This window comes from Rhizobium sp. PAMB 3182, from assembly GCF_052908355.1.
Window position 1 is genome coordinate 1,188,459 of record NZ_CM128607.1, and the last position, 15,340, is coordinate 1,203,798.

General features: G+C 62.9%; 12 protein-coding genes. 5 read left to right on the forward strand and 7 right to left on the reverse strand.

The window, feature by feature from the left end; translation table 11 throughout:
- The first annotated feature begins 63 nt into the window (after window positions 1–63).
- Together ACU5AZ_RS06030 and ACU5AZ_RS06035 are read left to right on the forward strand one after the other, a co-directional pair.
- A complete protein-coding gene (locus tag ACU5AZ_RS06030; RefSeq protein ID WP_446825116.1) occupies window positions 64–1,071 on the forward strand; it encodes an L-threonylcarbamoyladenylate synthase in 1,008 nt (335 codons plus the stop codon).
- Window positions 1,061–2,494, forward strand: coding sequence for an FAD-binding oxidoreductase (locus ACU5AZ_RS06035; protein ID WP_446825117.1), 1,434 nt, complete (start codon window positions 1,061–1,063; stop codon window positions 2,492–2,494). Before ACU5AZ_RS06030 ends, ACU5AZ_RS06035 begins: the two co-directional genes overlap by 11 nt.
- Here the strand turns inward: ACU5AZ_RS06035 and ACU5AZ_RS06040 are convergent.
- Window positions 2,491–4,668 (reverse strand): DUF1217 domain-containing protein, encoded by a 2,178-nt coding sequence (locus ACU5AZ_RS06040; protein WP_446825118.1) that lies wholly within the window; start codon window positions 4,666–4,668, stop codon window positions 2,491–2,493. The two genes, ACU5AZ_RS06035 and ACU5AZ_RS06040, sit on opposite strands and share 4 nt — an antisense overlap.
- 299 nt (window positions 4,669–4,967) lie before the next feature.
- On the opposite strand from ACU5AZ_RS06040, the gene ACU5AZ_RS06045 reads away from it, so the two are divergent.
- Entirely contained in the window at window positions 4,968–5,534 is a 567-nt protein-coding gene (locus ACU5AZ_RS06045) for a DUF6101 family protein (protein WP_446825936.1), read from the forward strand.
- A gap of 56 nt (window positions 5,535–5,590) precedes the next feature.
- On the opposite strand, the gene ubiA is transcribed toward ACU5AZ_RS06045, so the two are convergent.
- The 5 genes from ubiA to ACU5AZ_RS06070 form a co-directional block, all read right to left on the reverse strand.
- The gene (gene ubiA / locus ACU5AZ_RS06050; protein ID WP_446825119.1) at window positions 5,591–6,544 is read right to left on the reverse strand and encodes a 4-hydroxybenzoate octaprenyltransferase; all 954 of its coding nucleotides are present in this window, start codon (window positions 6,542–6,544) and stop codon (window positions 5,591–5,593) included.
- Between the two features lie 56 nt (window positions 6,545–6,600).
- Window positions 6,601–7,857 carry a class I SAM-dependent methyltransferase gene (locus ACU5AZ_RS06055; protein WP_446825120.1) on the reverse strand — a complete coding sequence of 419 codons (1,257 nt, stop codon included), beginning with the start codon at window positions 7,855–7,857 and terminating at the stop codon, window positions 6,601–6,603.
- Window positions 7,858–8,042: 185 nt separating this feature from the next.
- Entirely contained in the window at window positions 8,043–10,349 is a 2,307-nt protein-coding gene (locus ACU5AZ_RS06060; protein WP_446825121.1) for a Tex family protein, read from the reverse strand.
- A 93-nt stretch (window positions 10,350–10,442) separates the two neighbouring features.
- Complete coding sequence (locus ACU5AZ_RS06065; RefSeq protein WP_446825122.1) at window positions 10,443–10,754, reverse strand: BrnA antitoxin family protein; 312 nt, start codon at window positions 10,752–10,754, stop codon at window positions 10,443–10,445.
- Window positions 10,751–10,996, reverse strand: coding sequence for a BrnT family toxin (locus tag ACU5AZ_RS06070; protein WP_446825123.1), 246 nt, complete (start codon window positions 10,994–10,996; stop codon window positions 10,751–10,753). The genes ACU5AZ_RS06065 and ACU5AZ_RS06070 overlap by 4 nt, the downstream gene beginning before the upstream one ends.
- 134 nt (window positions 10,997–11,130) lie before the next feature.
- On the opposite strand from ACU5AZ_RS06070, the gene purD reads away from it, so the two are divergent.
- Window positions 11,131–12,402: a phosphoribosylamine--glycine ligase gene (purD, locus tag ACU5AZ_RS06075; protein ID WP_446825124.1), complete on the forward strand. Its 1,272-nt coding sequence runs from the start codon at window positions 11,131–11,133 to the stop codon at window positions 12,400–12,402.
- A gap of 127 nt (window positions 12,403–12,529) precedes the next feature.
- Entirely contained in the window at window positions 12,530–13,039 is a 510-nt protein-coding gene (locus tag ACU5AZ_RS06080; protein ID WP_446825125.1) for a plant virulence effector HPE1-like domain-containing protein, read from the forward strand.
- 141 nt (window positions 13,040–13,180) lie between these two features.
- On the opposite strand, the gene glyS is transcribed toward ACU5AZ_RS06080, so the two are convergent.
- A complete protein-coding gene (gene glyS / locus ACU5AZ_RS06085; RefSeq protein WP_446825126.1) occupies window positions 13,181–15,298 on the reverse strand; it encodes a glycine--tRNA ligase subunit beta in 2,118 nt (705 codons plus the stop codon).
- Window positions 15,299–15,340 lie beyond the last annotated feature (42 nt).

Below are 15,340 nucleotides of genomic sequence, written 5' to 3' on the forward strand. Positions count from 1 at the left end.
GACGCAGTTGAACACCCGGCCGTTCCGGGCTAAGGACATGCGCATTCCGAAGACCGGTGAGCCATGGCCCGCATTATCGACATCACCCGAAATCCCGACGAGGCGATTGCCGCGGCCCTGCCTCTGCTGGAGGCCGGTCGGCCGATCGCCATGCCAACCGAAACGGTCTACGGGCTGGCTGCGGATGCGACAAACCCAGCGGCCGTCACCGCCATATACGAGACCAAGGGCAGGCCGCGCTTCAATCCGCTGATCTGCCACATGGCCGACAAGGCGATGGCGGAACGCTATGCGACCTTCGACCCCGTTTCGGCGCAACTGGCGGACGCCTTCTGGCCCGGGCCGTTGACGCTCATCCTGCCACTGAAGGAAGGCTCCGGCGTCCATCCCCTCGCAACCGCCGGGCTGGAGACTGTCGGCGTGCGAGTCCCACGCGGTTTTTCCGCCTCGCTGATCAAGGCCTTCGACCGTCCGCTCGCAGCCCCCTCGGCCAACACGTCCGGCAAGATCAGCCCGACGACCGCCGCCCATGTGGACGAGGATCTCGGCGAGAGGATCGATCTCATCCTCGACGGCGGCCCCGCGAAGGTCGGGCTGGAATCGACCATCGTCAAGGTGGACGGCGATGTCATCCGGCTCTTGCGTCCGGGCGGCATCAGCGCCGAGGACATTTCCAAGGCGACCGGCCTCGAGGTCGTGCGCCATGACGGCACGAATGCCGAAATCGAAGCGCCGGGCATGCTGCTTTCCCATTATGCGCCGGGCGCCTCCATGCGGCTGATGGCAGACATGCTGCTGCCGGGCGAAGCGCTGCTGACCTTTGGCGGCAAGCGCCTGCCCGGCATCGAATATGCGCTCGGCATCTTCGACTTGAGCCCGTCCGGCGATCTTGCCGAGGCGGCGGCGAGCCTGTTCGGAATGATGAAGGAAGCGGACGCGACGGGCGCGAAGACGATTGCGGTCACCGCCATCCCCGGCCACGGGCTCGGCGAAGCCATCAATGACCGCCTGGCACGCGCCGCCGCGCCGCGCACGCCCGAAACCACAGGAAAGACGCAGGATGACCAGTGAGCCCCTTTCGCCCGCGCTCCTGAGCCGCTTTGCGGCCATCGTCGGCGAGCGCCATGCAATCACCGAGGCTTCGGACATCAAGCCGTTCGTGACCGAAGATCGCGGCCTCTATTTCCGCAAGTCGCCGCTGGTGCTGCTGCCGGGCTCCATCGATGAGGTCTCGCAGATCCTGGCGCTCGCCACGGAAACGGGAACGCCGATCGTGCCGCAAGGCGGCAATACCGGGCATGTCGGCGGCCAGGTGCCGGCGACCGACGGGCGCGAGGTCATCCTGTCCTTGAAGCGCATGAACCGCATCCGCGATATCGATCCGGTGGCCAACGTGGTCGTTGCCGATGCGGGCGTCGTGCTCGACGACCTGCATGCCGCGGCGACAAAGGTCGATCGCCTGTTCCCGCTGTCGCTCGGCTCGCAGGGCAGCTGCCAGATCGGCGGCAACCTTTCCACCAATGCCGGCGGCACGGCCGTGCTCGCTTACGGCAATATGCGCAATCTCTGCCTCGGCCTCGAGGTGGTGCTGCCGACCGGCGAGATCTGGAACGGTCTACGGCGGCTCAAGAAGGACAATACCGGCTACGACCTTCGCGATCTCTTCATCGGCGCGGAGGGCACGCTCGGCATCATCACCGGTGCCGTGCTCCGGCTCTTCCCGCGCCCGCTCGGCCATCAGGTCGCGCTTGCGGGGCTGAACTCGGTGGAAGACGCGCTTCGCCTGTTCGAGATCGCTGGCGGCGTCTGCGGCGCCGCCCTGACCGGCTTCGAGCTGATGCCGCGCATCGCCGTCGAGTTTGCGGTCAGGCATATTCCCGGCGTCCGCGATCCGCTGGCATCGAGCCACAAATGGTACGCGCTGATCGACGTGTCCACCTCCGACACCAGCGAAGCGGCGACCCGCATGATGGAAGCGCTCCTTGAAAAGGGTCTCGAAGGCGGGCTGGTCGAGGACGCGGTGATCGCGAGTTCGGAGGCGCAGGGCCAGGCGCTCTGGCACATGCGCGAGAGCCTTTCTCCGGCGCAAAAGCCGGAAGGCGGCTCGATCAAGCACGACGTGTCGGTTCCGGTTTCCGCGATCCCGGCCTTCATGCACGAGGCGGACGAGAAGGTTCTGGAGATGATCCCCGGCGCGCGCATCTGCGGCTTCGGCCACATCGGCGACGGCAATATCCACTACAACATATCCCAGCCGGTCGGCGCCGACCGCGATGCCTTCCTTGCCCGCTGGGACGAGGTCAACGACGCCGTGCATGCCATCGTGCTGAAATATGGCGGTTCGATTTCCGCCGAGCATGGCATCGGCCAGTTGAAGCGCGACAAGCTCGCCGCGGTCCGGTCCGAGATCGAGATGGACCTGATGCGGCGCATCAAGCGCGCCTTCGACCCGGCCGGCATCATGAACCCCGGCAAGGTCGTCAGGGTCGACTAGCCGCCGGTATTGAGCTGCGCGAGCGACAGCAGCGTATCCGCGCTGATCGAGCCGCCCGACCCGGAGAGAATCGAGACGGCGGCATTCGATGAGCCGTCGTCGTTCTGCAGGTCGTACATGGCGATGAAGCGCTGGACGAACTTGCGGACCTCGTCCGGATCATCGAGATCTTCCAGATTCATTGTCTTCTTCACCAGTGCCGCCTGCTTGTCGATGTCCATCGAGCTGATTTCGGAGGGCAGATTGTAGGCGGTGCGGAAGACTTCCAGAAGCGCGCTGTCGCCGAGGATGTCGTAGGCCGAGGTAACCGTCGGCGCCATGCGTTCGAAATAGAGCGCCAGGCGTACGCCGGCATTGTCATCGCCCTGCTCCTCCTCCAGCGACTGGTGCAGATAGAGATCCTGCGTTTCCTTCACCGCGCCACGCTGCTGAATCGTACCGAGCGTTTCCCGGGTCAGCTGACCGTTCTGATCGAAATTGAACGAGGCGACGATTTCGGCGAAGCGTTCATTGCTCTGCTGGTTGACGAAGCTTTTCGGATCATCCAGGTCGGAGGCGAACATTTTCTCAAGATCCTCGGTGCTGACCGACTCGGGATCGATACCATTCGCCTCCAGCAGGAAGTCCACCAGCCGGCTGTCGGACAACAGCTCCTTTGCGCTGGTGATCTTGGTGATGTTCTCCTGGTAGTATGTCGATTCCGCCTCGGCCTCCTTCTTGATCTGGTCCTTTTCCTCGGCATCCGCGAACTTCGTCTTGGCGACGATATAGTCCTTGGCCGTGCTGGTGATCGACGCTTCCGATTGCGCCAGCAGCGGCGCCGTTGCATCGCCCTCGCTGTCAAAGTTGAAGTCCCGGGCGAGCTTGACGAAGCGGTCGTCCTTGGCCTTGTTGGCAAAGCTCGCCGGATCGGACAGGTCGCTCGTCAGGATCTTGCGCAGCTCGCTGTCGCTGATCTCGTCTTCGCCGATGCCATAGGCCTTCAGCACCATGTCGTGGATTTTCTTGTTGCTGATCAGCTCGTCGGCGGACTCCAGGCGCTTCATGTTGGTGGAATAATAATCCGTCAGGTCGGCTAGGGTTGCCTGATCCTCGTCGTCATAGGCCGTCATGTATTTGTTCATGATCGCCTTGATGTTGTCGTCGGTCTGGGCGGTTTCGCCGCTGGCGACCGAGCCGTCCGTCTGAAAATTGAACATCTGGGCGATCTGGACGTATTTTGCCCCGCCAAAGGTCTGGGCGTAGTTGTTCGGATCCGAGAGATCGCTGGTGACGATGTTGGCGAAGGTCGACTTCAAGGTGAACTGGTCGAGCCCGAGGGCCGTCTTCACGATGCCGAAAAGACGCGAATCCGAAGTCAGCTCGTCGACCGACGTGATGTTCTTGATCTGCTCCTCGAAATATTCCTTGTTCATCTCGGCGGCTGCCGGGATCGTGTAGGACGGCACGTTGAAGGTATAGGCCTGGACGACGGTGTGCTGCTGCTCTTCGGTCTGCACGGAGGAGCCGGTCATGTTGCCGCTGGCGTCGAAGGAGAAGGCCGCAGCCATTGCCTTGAAATTCGATTTGCCGGTCTTGTTGGCAACGCTCTCAGTGTCGCTCAGATCGCTGGTCAGAATGGAGCGCAGATAGTCGTTGGAATAGTAATCCTTCTGGATATCGAAGGCGTCGAGCACATAGTTCTTCAGCCGCGCATTGCCCAGGAGATCGTCCACCGAACTGATGCGGGTGATCGTATCCTTGTAATAGGCCGTCTCATCGGCAACGGACGTAGCCTCGTCGGCAAGCGACTGCTTGTAGAGGCCGATCGTGTCCTCTTCCTGGGCATCCGACTGGACGTCGGCGGTATCCGGGGTGAAATTGAAGGAGGCGGCGAAGTTGCGGTAGCGGTCGTCGCTGAGCTTGTTGGCGTAGCTGTTCTCGTCGGAAAGGTCGCTCTCCAGGACCTTCTCCATGAAGGCCTTGGCGTAGGTCATATCCTCCAGGCCATGGGCTTTCATGGCGTAGGAATAGAGCCGGTAGTCGTCCATGAACTCCTTGACGGATGTGACCTTTCCGATGTTCTCCTCGTAGTATTTCGCATCCCGGCTGACATTCGGATCGGAGGCGACGCGATCGAGGCTCGCTTTCATGTCACGCGTGACGAGATTGTAGCTGAGGAAGGTCGAAATCATATCAATTCGCGATCGGCAGGAGGCGGATGACGGAGCTTGTGCGATTGTCTCACTCCAGCCTTGCCTCAGGCTGTGACGCCGTATTCGACCGTGACACACCTTGGCGTGCGCCGTTCATTTTTTCGCAACCCTGATCCGTTGGGTTTTGATAACCATCTGACAGTTCAAGCCTTTTTTAACCGAACCTCTTAAGCGGTCCGGAAAAGAAAATCCGTACTCTACCCTCAGAACAAGGGACAAAAGTCCCGACGAGAAGACTGGAAAACCGGCTCTCAGGATAAAACAGGGTAGTAATGACGATGACAACAACGGTTCTGAAACCAATCTGGGCAGGCACCACGCTTCGGCTCGATCCGATGCGCTTTCCCCAGCAGGTAACCTACGCCCCCTCGGGTTCCACGAGCACCGTGACCATCAGCCTCGACGAACGCGGCGCGGTGCTCCGCAAGGTGCTCTCGGGCAGCGGCCTGCCGATCTCGGTCGCCCTGCCGTCGCGCGTCTTCACCGGCGTCGCGGCCCGCGCCATCGACCACGGCGACGGCCATGTGACCGTCACCCTCGAGCTCCACCATCCGGATCCGGAACTCTGCGTTCCGCTGCTGGTCGCACACGACCTCTGCGACATCGCCGCCGATTGGCGCGGCTGGGCGCAGGCCTACGGCATTCCGATGCTGATGGTCGAGGCCGACGGCGTCGCACGGCCGCTCGACGATCATCTGACCGGCTTTCAGGTCGGCCCGCCCCGCCAGCGTCGCCGCCACTCCTACTTCGCCAACCGTCGTCCACGCTTCCTCGTTCGCCGCCAGACGGGCAAGCTGGGCGTGACGATGAAGATCGACGGCAAGGAAATCATCGCCCGCAGCTGATCGGGCGCCCCAAATCGGGAGGACAGGCCCGGCTCCGGAAACGGTGCCGGGCTTTTCTATATGGCCGTCGGGATAGCGATCAGCATGCCAAGGAAGATGACCGCGCCGACCTTGTTGTTGAACTTGAACAGCTTCAGGCACTGCTCGCCATCGTCGATGTCGATGACGGCGATCTGCCAGGCGAGAAGTCCAGCGCCGACGATGAGGCCGAGATAGACGATGAAACCGGCGCCGGCGAGAATGCAGGCCGAAGCAATCAGGACCACGGTCGCTCCATACAGTCCGACAAGCCAGAGGCGCGTGTTTTCGCCGAACAGGCGGGCGGTGGAGCGCACGCCGATCAGGGCGTCATCCTCCTTGTCCTGATGAGCGTAGATCGTGTCGTAGCCGATCGTCCAGAAGATAGCGGCCGCGTAGAGAACCAGCGGCGCGGTCGACAGCGAGCCGAATGCGGCCGCCCAGCCCATCAACGCGCCCCAGGAAAAGGCGAGCCCGAGAAAGAATTGCGGCCAATCGGTGAAGCGCTTGGCAAAGGGATAGATGGCGATGACCACCAGCGAGCAGACGCCAAGGATCACCGTGAACCAGTTGAACTGCAAAAGCACGAGCAATCCGACCAGCGCCTGAAGCGCGATAAAGGCCTTCGTCTGCATGCGCGTCACGCGGCCGGACGGCAGCGGCCGCGAGCGGGTGCGCTCGACCTTGGCATCGATCTGGTGATCGACGAGATCGTTGTAGGCGCAGCCGGCGCCGCGCATGGCAACCGCGCCGATGAAGAACAGCACCAGATGCCAGACGAGCTGGCTGCCGGAAAACGTGTGAACCGCGGCCTTGGCATTGGCGGCAAGTGCCGCCGACCAGAAGCACGGCCACATCAGGAGCTGCCAGCCGATCGGCCGGTCCCAGCGGGCAAGCTGGGCATAGGGCCAGAGCCACGGCGGCAGCAGCCGGTAGACGAAATTGTCGGAAGGCGCATCAGAGACGCGCTGCGTGTGTTGCATCTCACTCATGCCGAAGCAGTACCGCCCGCGCGGCAGCGCGGTCAAGCTGCGCTCCGGCCGAGGCCTCAGAATTCCACTTTCTCCAAAGGCGCGCGTGTCGCCTCGAAGCCTTTCAGGCTCGTTTCGCGCTCGGCGATGTAGTTGCGATTATTGGGAACCGCATATTGATTGCAGGAAATTTGCATCTGGAAAACGAAGAGTTCGTCGTAGCGGAAGGCGATCTCGGATCCGGCGAGATAGAATTCCCACATGCGCACGAAGCGTTCGTCGTAGATGGCGGACGCCTCTTCCCGGCGGGCGAGGAAACGCTCTCGCCAGGCCTTCAGCGTATCAGCGTAATGCAGCGGCAGGATTTCCACGTCCTTGACCAGCAAGCCGGCCTTCTCGACGCTTGGAAGCACCTCGCTTAACGCGGGGATGTAGCCGCCCGGGAAGATGTACTTCTCGATGAACGGGTTGGTCGCATAGGACGGCTTCGGCCGGCCGATCGAATGCAGGAGCATGACGCCGTCCTTGTCCAGCAGTTCGGCGCACTTGCGGAAGAAACCCGGATAGTTGGCGACGCCGACATGTTCGAACATGCCGACAGACACGATGCGGTCGAAGCTCCGGTCCTTGTAATAGCGGTAATCCTGCAGCTCGAAGCGGACGCGATCGGCGAGACCGCGCTTTTCGGCCCGGCGACGGGATACATCGAGCTGCTCGTGCGACAGTGTGATGCCGGTGACATCCGCGCCATAGGCTTCGGCCAGATACATCGCCATTCCGCCCCAGCCGGACCCGATCTCCAGCACCTTCTGTCCCTCTTCCATCAGGAGCTTGGCAGCGATGTGGCGCTTCTTGGCGACCTGCGCCTCCTCGAGGCTGATGCCAGCCGGTTCGAAATAGGCGCAGGAATACTGCCAATCCGGATCGAGGAAGAGATCGAACAGCTTCGCCGAGAGGTCGTAGTGATGCGAGACGTTGCGCCGGTTGTGATTAACCGGCAGCCGGGCAAGCGCCTGAGAAAGGCCCATGCGCCAGAACAACCGCGCCATCATCAGCGGGCTGAAGACCTCGTTGACCGTGTTGCTCTTGACTAGCTCCAGGAAGGAATAGATGTCGCCTTCATCGAAGACCATGCGGCCATCCATGTAGACTTCGCCCAGTTTCAACGGCGGATCGGCTGCAATTTCCGCCGCGGCCTTGTCATCCACAAACCGGATGGCGACCGGCACCCCCGAACCGTCACCGAAGGTCACCTTCTTTCCGTCCGAATGCTGAACCCTTAATGTGCCGACACGTATGATCTGCCGGACTAAAGCATTAAAATCCAATGCCATTTCTGCCCTCGCACGCTCAAACTTTCATGCCTAAAAAATTTGCATGAAAAAAATTAGCGCGTTCAAAAGCAGAAGCAAGCGGCAGATCTGGCCTGTTCTGGTGCAGAAAACTGGCGTGTTGCACGCCTGCATCACCCGTCATGGATGCAGGCGTGGCCAAACATGAAATCCGCTCGATTTTTCCGTTACTTGCGCTTCATGGCCTCGGCCAGGGCGGCGCCGAGACTGCCCTGCTGGGCGGGCTGAGGCTTGCGCGCGTCGCGGGCCGGCGGCCGACCCGCATTCGGCTGCGGAGGCCGGGCCGAGCGTTCGGCTGCCGCGCCGCCATCGTCCTTGCGCATCGTCAGGCCGATGCGCTTGCGCTTGACGTCGACCTCGACGACGCGGACCTTGACCACGTCGCCGGCCTTGACCACCTCATGAGGATCCTTGACGAAGCGATCGGCGAGCTGCGACACGTGGACGAGACCGTCCTGATGGACGCCGATATCGACGAAGGCGCCGAAGGCCGCGACGTTGGTGACGGTGCCTTCCAGCAGCATGCCGGGCTTCAAGTCGGTGATCTCGTCGATGCCGTCGGCGAAGGTCGCGGTCCTGAACTCCGGGCGCGGGTCGCGGCCGGGCTTTTCGAGTTCGGCGATGATGTCCTTGACTGTCGGCAGGCCGAAGGTCTCATCGACGAACTTGCGCGGATCGACCGCCTTCAGCGCCGCGCTGTCGCCCATCAGCGTGCGCAGATCACGGCCACAGGCAGCGACGATCTTCTTGGCGACGCCATAGGCTTCCGGATGCACCGCAGACGCGTCGAGCGGCTCCTTGCCGTTCGGAATGCGCAGGAAGCCGGCGCATTGCTCGAAAGTGCGCTGGCCAAGGCGGGCGACGTCGAGAAGCTGGCGGCGGCTGGCGAAGGCACCATTGGTGTCGCGGTGAAGGACGATCGCTTCCGCAATCGACGGACCGAGGCCGGACACGCGGGCAAGCAGCGGCACTGACGCGGTATTGAGATCGACGCCGACGGCATTCACCGCGTCTTCGACGACGGCATCCAGCGAGCGGCCGAGCTTCACCTGGTCGACATCGTGCTGGTACTGGCCGACGCCGATCGACTTCGGCTCGATCTTCACCAGTTCGGCGAGCGGGTCCTGCAGGCGGCGGGCGATGGAGACTGCGCCACGCAGCGACACGTCGAGGCCGGGGAATTCGGTGGCCGCGGTTTGCGACGCGGAATAGACCGACGCGCCGGCCTCCGACACGATCACCTTGGTCGGCTTCGGCGCAGGCAGGGCAGCGAGCATGTCGGCCACCAGCTTTTCGGTCTCGCGGCTGCCGGTGCCGTTGCCGATGGCGATCAGCTCGACCTTGTGCTTGCGGATGAGCGAGGCGAGTTCGGCCTGCGTGCCGCGCACATCATTCTTCGGCGGAAACGGATAGACGGTGGTGGTATCGAGCAGCTTGCCGGTGCCGTCGACGATCGCGACCTTGACGCCGGTGCGGATGCCCGGATCGAGCCCCATTGTTGCCTTGGAGCCGGCGGGCGCGGCCAGCAGCAGATCCTTCAGATTGCGGGCGAAGACGTGGATCGCCTCCTCCTCCGCGCGCTCGCGCAGTTCGCGCATCAGGTCGAGCGAGAGCGACATGGAGAGCTTGACCCGCCATGTCCAGCCGGCGACCTCCATCAGCCATTGATTGCCGGCGCCCTCGCCGCGGATTTCATATTCGGCGGCGATCATCCGCTGGGCGGGCTTGATCGGCGCCGGATCGTCTGCATCGACATCGATGGTCAGCGTCAGGAACTCCTCGTTCCAGCCGCGCAGCATGGCAAGCGCGCGGTGGCCGGGCGCGGTCGCCCAGCGCTCGGAATGATCGAAGTAATCCGAGAACTTCATGCCCGCTTCCTGCTTGCCGTCGACCACACGGGCGCGCAGCATGGCCTTGTCCTTCATGTAGTTGCGCAGCTTGCCGAGAAGGTCGGCATTTTCGGAAATGGCTTCGGCGACGATGTCGCGCGCGCCGTCGAGCGCCGTCTTCACGTCCGTCACATCGGCGGTGATGTAGCCTTCCGCAAGTTTTATCGGATCGGCCATGCGGTCGGCAAGGATCGCGTCTGCCAGCGGACCGAGGCCGCGCTCGCGGGCGATCTCGGCACGGGTGCGGCGCTTCGGCTTGTAGGGAAGATAGATGTCTTCCAGCTCGGCCTTGGTCGTCACATTGGCGATCTTGCCGGCAAGCTCGTCGGTCAGCTTGCCCTGCGAGGAAATGCTGTCCAGGATCGTCTTGCGGCGGGATTCGAGTTCGCGCAGGTAGACGAGCCGTTCGGACAGCGTGCGCAGTTGGCCGTCATCGAGACCTCCGGTCACTTCCTTGCGGTAGCGGGCGATGAAGGGAACGGTCGCGCCGCCATCCAGCAGGTCAACTGCCGCAGTCACCTGCTCTGGGCGGGCGCTGATCTCGGCGGCGATGAGGATGGCGAGTTTCCTGTTGTCTGCTGTCATGGTCTTCCCGGTTTCTGGAAATCAGAGGCGCGACCATAACGAGACTTCAAACCATGGCAACACGAAGGCCTGCCGCGCTCCACAGAAATGCGCCTACAACCCCGCCGCCTTGCGCAGGGCTTCGTTGATGCGCGATTGCCACCCCTTGCCGGTCGCCTTGAAGTGATCGAGGACATCCGCATCCAACCGCAGCGAGACATGCTTGCGGGGATTGTCGACCGGCGGCCTTCCGCGCGAGCGCTGGATGCTCTCATGAAGGTCCGGCAAGACTTCGGCGAAGGGACGGGCCTGCGCAAGTTCTTCGTCCGTAGCCTCAGGTGCATCAGGATCCAGCGCAATTGCTCTTTGAATTTCCGCTTCCTCTTCGTCCGTGAGCGGTCGAAGATGTTTCAGCTTGCCTGTCATAATATTCTCCTTTCCTTTCGGCTCGCAGGGCGCATGGAAACAATCGAAATCGCCTCGCTGCCAAGCACCGAGAAGACGACCGCGATCGCTGTCGACCGGAACAATCCAACCGCCATGAACCGACCTTTTTCCACCGGGAAAGTCGCTGCGGAACCGAAGAAATCCAGATCGAGATCGGCGAAGTCGAGTCCGTGTTTTTCCACGTTTGCTTTCCGCTTGTTCTCGTCGAAGACTATCTCCATGAAATTAATGTAGCACATTTATTCCATGGACCGCCATCCGCAATTGCGTCGGCCCTCCAAGGGCTTTCCGCTTGACCTTTCCGGCCTCTGTCGCTACGCGCGGGGCACGTTTACAAACTCTTCGGGAGCAGGCGATGAAAGTTCTTCTGATCGGATCCGGCGGACGCGAGCATGCGCTTGCCTGGAAACTGGCGCAGTCGCCGCTGATGGAAGAGTTCTATGCCGCTCCGGGCAATCCCGGCATCGCCGAACACGCGACGCTCGCCAATCTCGACATCGACGACCATGCCGCCGTCGTCGCCTTCTGCAAGGACAAGGCGATCGACTTCGTCGTCGTCGGTCCGGAAGCGCCGCTGGTGGCAGGCATCGCCGATGCGCTTCGCACAGCCGGCATCGCCGTCTTCGGCCCGTCATCCGGTGCGGCGCAACTCGAAGGCTCCAAGGGTTTCACCAAGGACATCTGCGCCCGCTACAACATTCCGACCGGTGCCTATCAGCGCTTCAACAACGCCCCGAAGGCCAAGGCATACGTCCGCGCTGAAGGCGCGCCGATCGTCATCAAGGCCGACGGGCTTGCCGCCGGCAAGGGCGTGACGGTGGCGATGACGGTCGACGAGGCGCTCTCCGCCATCGACGACTGCTTCGAGGGCGCGTTCGGAGACGCCGGCGCGGAAGTCGTGGTCGAGGCGTTTCTCGATGGCGAGGAAGCAAGCTTCTTCTGCCTGTCGGACGGCAAGACGGCTCTGGCGCTCGCCACCGCCCAGGACCACAAGCGCGTCGGCGACGGCGACACCGGACCGAACACCGGCGGCATGGGCGCCTATTCGCCCGCCCCGGTGATGACCGAGGAAATGGTGTCGCGGACGATGAGGGAGATCATCGAGCCGACCATCAAGGGCATGGCCGAAAGCGGCTATCCGTTCTCCGGCATCTTCTTTGCCGGGCTGATGATCACCGAGAAGGGCCCGGAGCTCATCGAATACAATGTCCGCTTCGGCGATCCGGAATGCCAGGTGCTGCTGATGCGCCTGAAAAGCGATCTGCTGCCGCTCCTCTATGCCTGCTCGAACGGCACGCTCGACCAGGTCTCCGCCGACTGGAGCGATGACGTGGCACTGACCGTCGTCATGGCCTCCAAGGGCTATCCCGGCTCCTATGACAAGGGCACGCCGATCGCGGCGCTTCCCGAAGCCGGCGACGACGGCAAGGTGTTTCATGCCGGCACCGCCCTCAAGGACGGCCAGCTGATCGCAACCGGCGGGCGCGTGCTCAACGTGACGGCAACGGGCAAGACCGTGGCGGAAGCGCAGGCGAAGGCCTATGCGCTGGTCGACCGTGTGAAATGGGAAAACGGCTTCTGCCGCCGTGACATCGGCTGGCGGGCGATTGCCCGCGAACAGGGCTGATTGAGAGAGAATTCTTCCCGGAATCGCACGAAAACGGTGCGATTCATTCAAATTTTACCTAATCCCCTGACGGGATGGAAATAATCGCGCGGTACTCTCCCCTTAAAGAATGACGGGAGATGATCCTATGCGTTACTTCGTTTTGACAGCCGCCATGACCGCCCTCGCCTTCCAGGCGCAGGCCTCCTCCATCGTGGACATCAAGACCAAGCCGCTCGCGGAAAGCCGCAGCGTCGAGGCGATCACCTGCACGACCTGCCGGGCCGCCGATCCGCAGATCAACATGCTCTACAAGGTGCCGGTGCTGACAGGCGAAGCCCAGAAGCTGGAGATCCGCAACATCAACGGCGAGAAGAAGCTGGTGCGCACCGAGGCGATGATGGGCGGTTCGCCCGTCGAGCTCGTCTCCACGCCGACACCCGATATCATGTCAGCTCTCGCCAATGCCACGATTTCCGACAAGACCCTCGCCGAAGCCGGCAAGGACGGCGTCGACGGGATGATGACGACGGCCGTCGGCGCGCCGAAGATCGCCCCCGGCGAGCCTGTCGCGGCCAGCATCGCCGACCTCGCGGGCCCAGCGGAAAAGCCGGTGAAGGAAATCAACCCGGAGAGTTTCCAGCTCCGCATGAAGTGATGTGACCCAATCCCTGCCCCCACCAACTTCAACGAGTTGACGGGCCGTCGCCAGTCCCTGGGCGACAAAAAAGCGCTCCCGAGAGAAGACGGGGGCGCTTTTCTTTTTTGAGCCAAAATGAGGCGCGCGGGCAGACGCCCGTCAGCCGCTGATCTTGGAGAAGTCGGCGACGGTGCCGGTTGCCTCGCGGATGAGCCTCAGGAGCGCGAGGCGGTTGGCGCGGATCGCCTCGTCCTCGTCGTTGACGAGCACTTCGTTGAAGAAGCGGTCGACCGGGGCGCGGAGTTTCGACAAGGCTTCCATCGCCTCACGGAAATCCTCGCGCTTGATCGCTTCGGAGGCCTCCATGGCGGCAACGCTGACGGCTGCGAACAGCGCCTTCTCGGCCTTCTCGGTGAACAGCTCGTCGTCAACGGAGCTTGCAACCTTCGTGCCCTTCTTCTCCTCGGCGGCCAGCAGCTGCGTGGCGCGCTTGGTGCCGGCGAGCAGGTTGATGCCGTCCTCGGAGGTCACGAAGGCCGTCAGCGCTTCTGCCTTGCGGGCGACCATCAGCAGGTCGTCGGATTCCGGCGTCAACACGGCGTCGATGACGTCGTAGCGCGCGCCGAGATCGCGTAGATAGACCTTCAGGCGATCGTGGAAGAAGGCGAGGAGGTCGGTATCCTTTGCGACCGCCGACAATGGCAGGCGGATATTCCCCTTCTCCAGCAACATACGGATCACGCCCAGTGCGGCGCGGCGGAGCGCATAGGGGTCCTTGGAGCCCGTCGGCTTTTCGTCGATCGCCCAGAAGCCGGAGAGAGTGTCGAGCTTGTCGGCGAGCGCGACGGTGGTCGCGACGGCGTTCGACGGCAGGCTGTCGGACGGGCCCTGCGGCTTGTAGTGGTCTTCGATGGCGGTCGCGACGGCCTCGTCCTCGCCCTGAAGGACGGCATATTTGCGGCCCATGATGCCCTGCAGTTCCGGGAACTCACCGACGGCTTCGGTGCGCAGGTCGGCCTTTGCGAGAACGACAGCGCGGTCGACGAGCGCCGGATCGGCGCCGGTCACCTTGGCCAGTTCGGCGGCGAGCGCACGAATGCGCGTCACCCGTTCGCCCTGCGTGCCGAGCTTGGCGTGGAAGGTGACGTTCAGGTGGTCGAGCTTGGCCATGCGCTGGTCGAGCGACTTCTTCAGGTCGAGGCCGAATTTTTCGGCGGACGCGGTCAGTTCGCCGAGGTCCGGCAGGTCCGACTGGTCGCGCTTCCAGAAGTGCAGCGCGTCGGAGAGACGGGCGCGCACGACCTTGCCGTTGCCGTGCATGATTTCCTTTCCGCCGTCCTTCGCCTCGATGTTGGAGACGAGGATGAAGTGGTTGGAGAGCCGTTCGCCGCCCTGCTTGCGGCAGACGAAACATTTCTGATTGGTCTTGATCGTCAGGCGGATGATCTCGTCCGGAATCGTCAGATACTCTTCCTCGAAAGTGCCGAGCAGGACGTTGGGATATTCGACGAGGCCGGACACTTCTTCCAGCAGGCCCTCGTCCTCGACAATATCGAGACCGTTGGCGAAGGCCAGATTGCGGGCGTCCTGGGCGATCATTTCCTTGCGGCGCTCGGCGTCGAGCACGACCTTCGCGGCGGCAAGGCTTGCGACGTAATCATCGAAGCGGCGCACGGTGATGGCGTCCGGCGCATGGAAGCGGTGGCCATAGGTGACGTTGCCGGCGACGAGGCCGTCGATCTCGAACGGGATGACCTGCGTTTCCTCGTGCTCCGGTCCGAACAGGCAGACGATCGACTGCAGCGGGCGCACCCATTGCAGCGAACCTGGCTTTGCCGAGGCCGCGCCCCAGCGCATCGGCTTCGGCCAGGGGAAATTGCGGATGATGCCGGGCATGACGTCGGCGATGATCTCTTCCGCCGGACGGCCGGGCTTGGAAATGACGGCGACGTAGAACTCGCCCTTCTTCGGATCGCTGACGACCTGAGCCTCGCTGACGGAGGAAAGCCCCGCGCCGCGCAGGAAGCCTTCGATCGCCTTTTCCGGTGCGTCGGTGCGCGGGCCCTTGCGCTCCTCGCGGCTGTCCGCGGAACGCGCGTTGAGGCCTCGGATATCGAGCGTCAGGCGGCGCGGCGTCCAGTATTCGCGTGCGCCCTCGTAGGTCAGGCCTGCCTCGACCAGGGCGTCGGTGACGAGTTTCTTCAGGTCGCCCGCCGCCTTGCGCTGCATGCGGGCTGGGATTTCCTCGGAGCGGAGTTCAAGCAGAAGATCGGGCATGGGTATGAGACTTCATAATTGTCGGAAAAAGCAGGTGCGCGG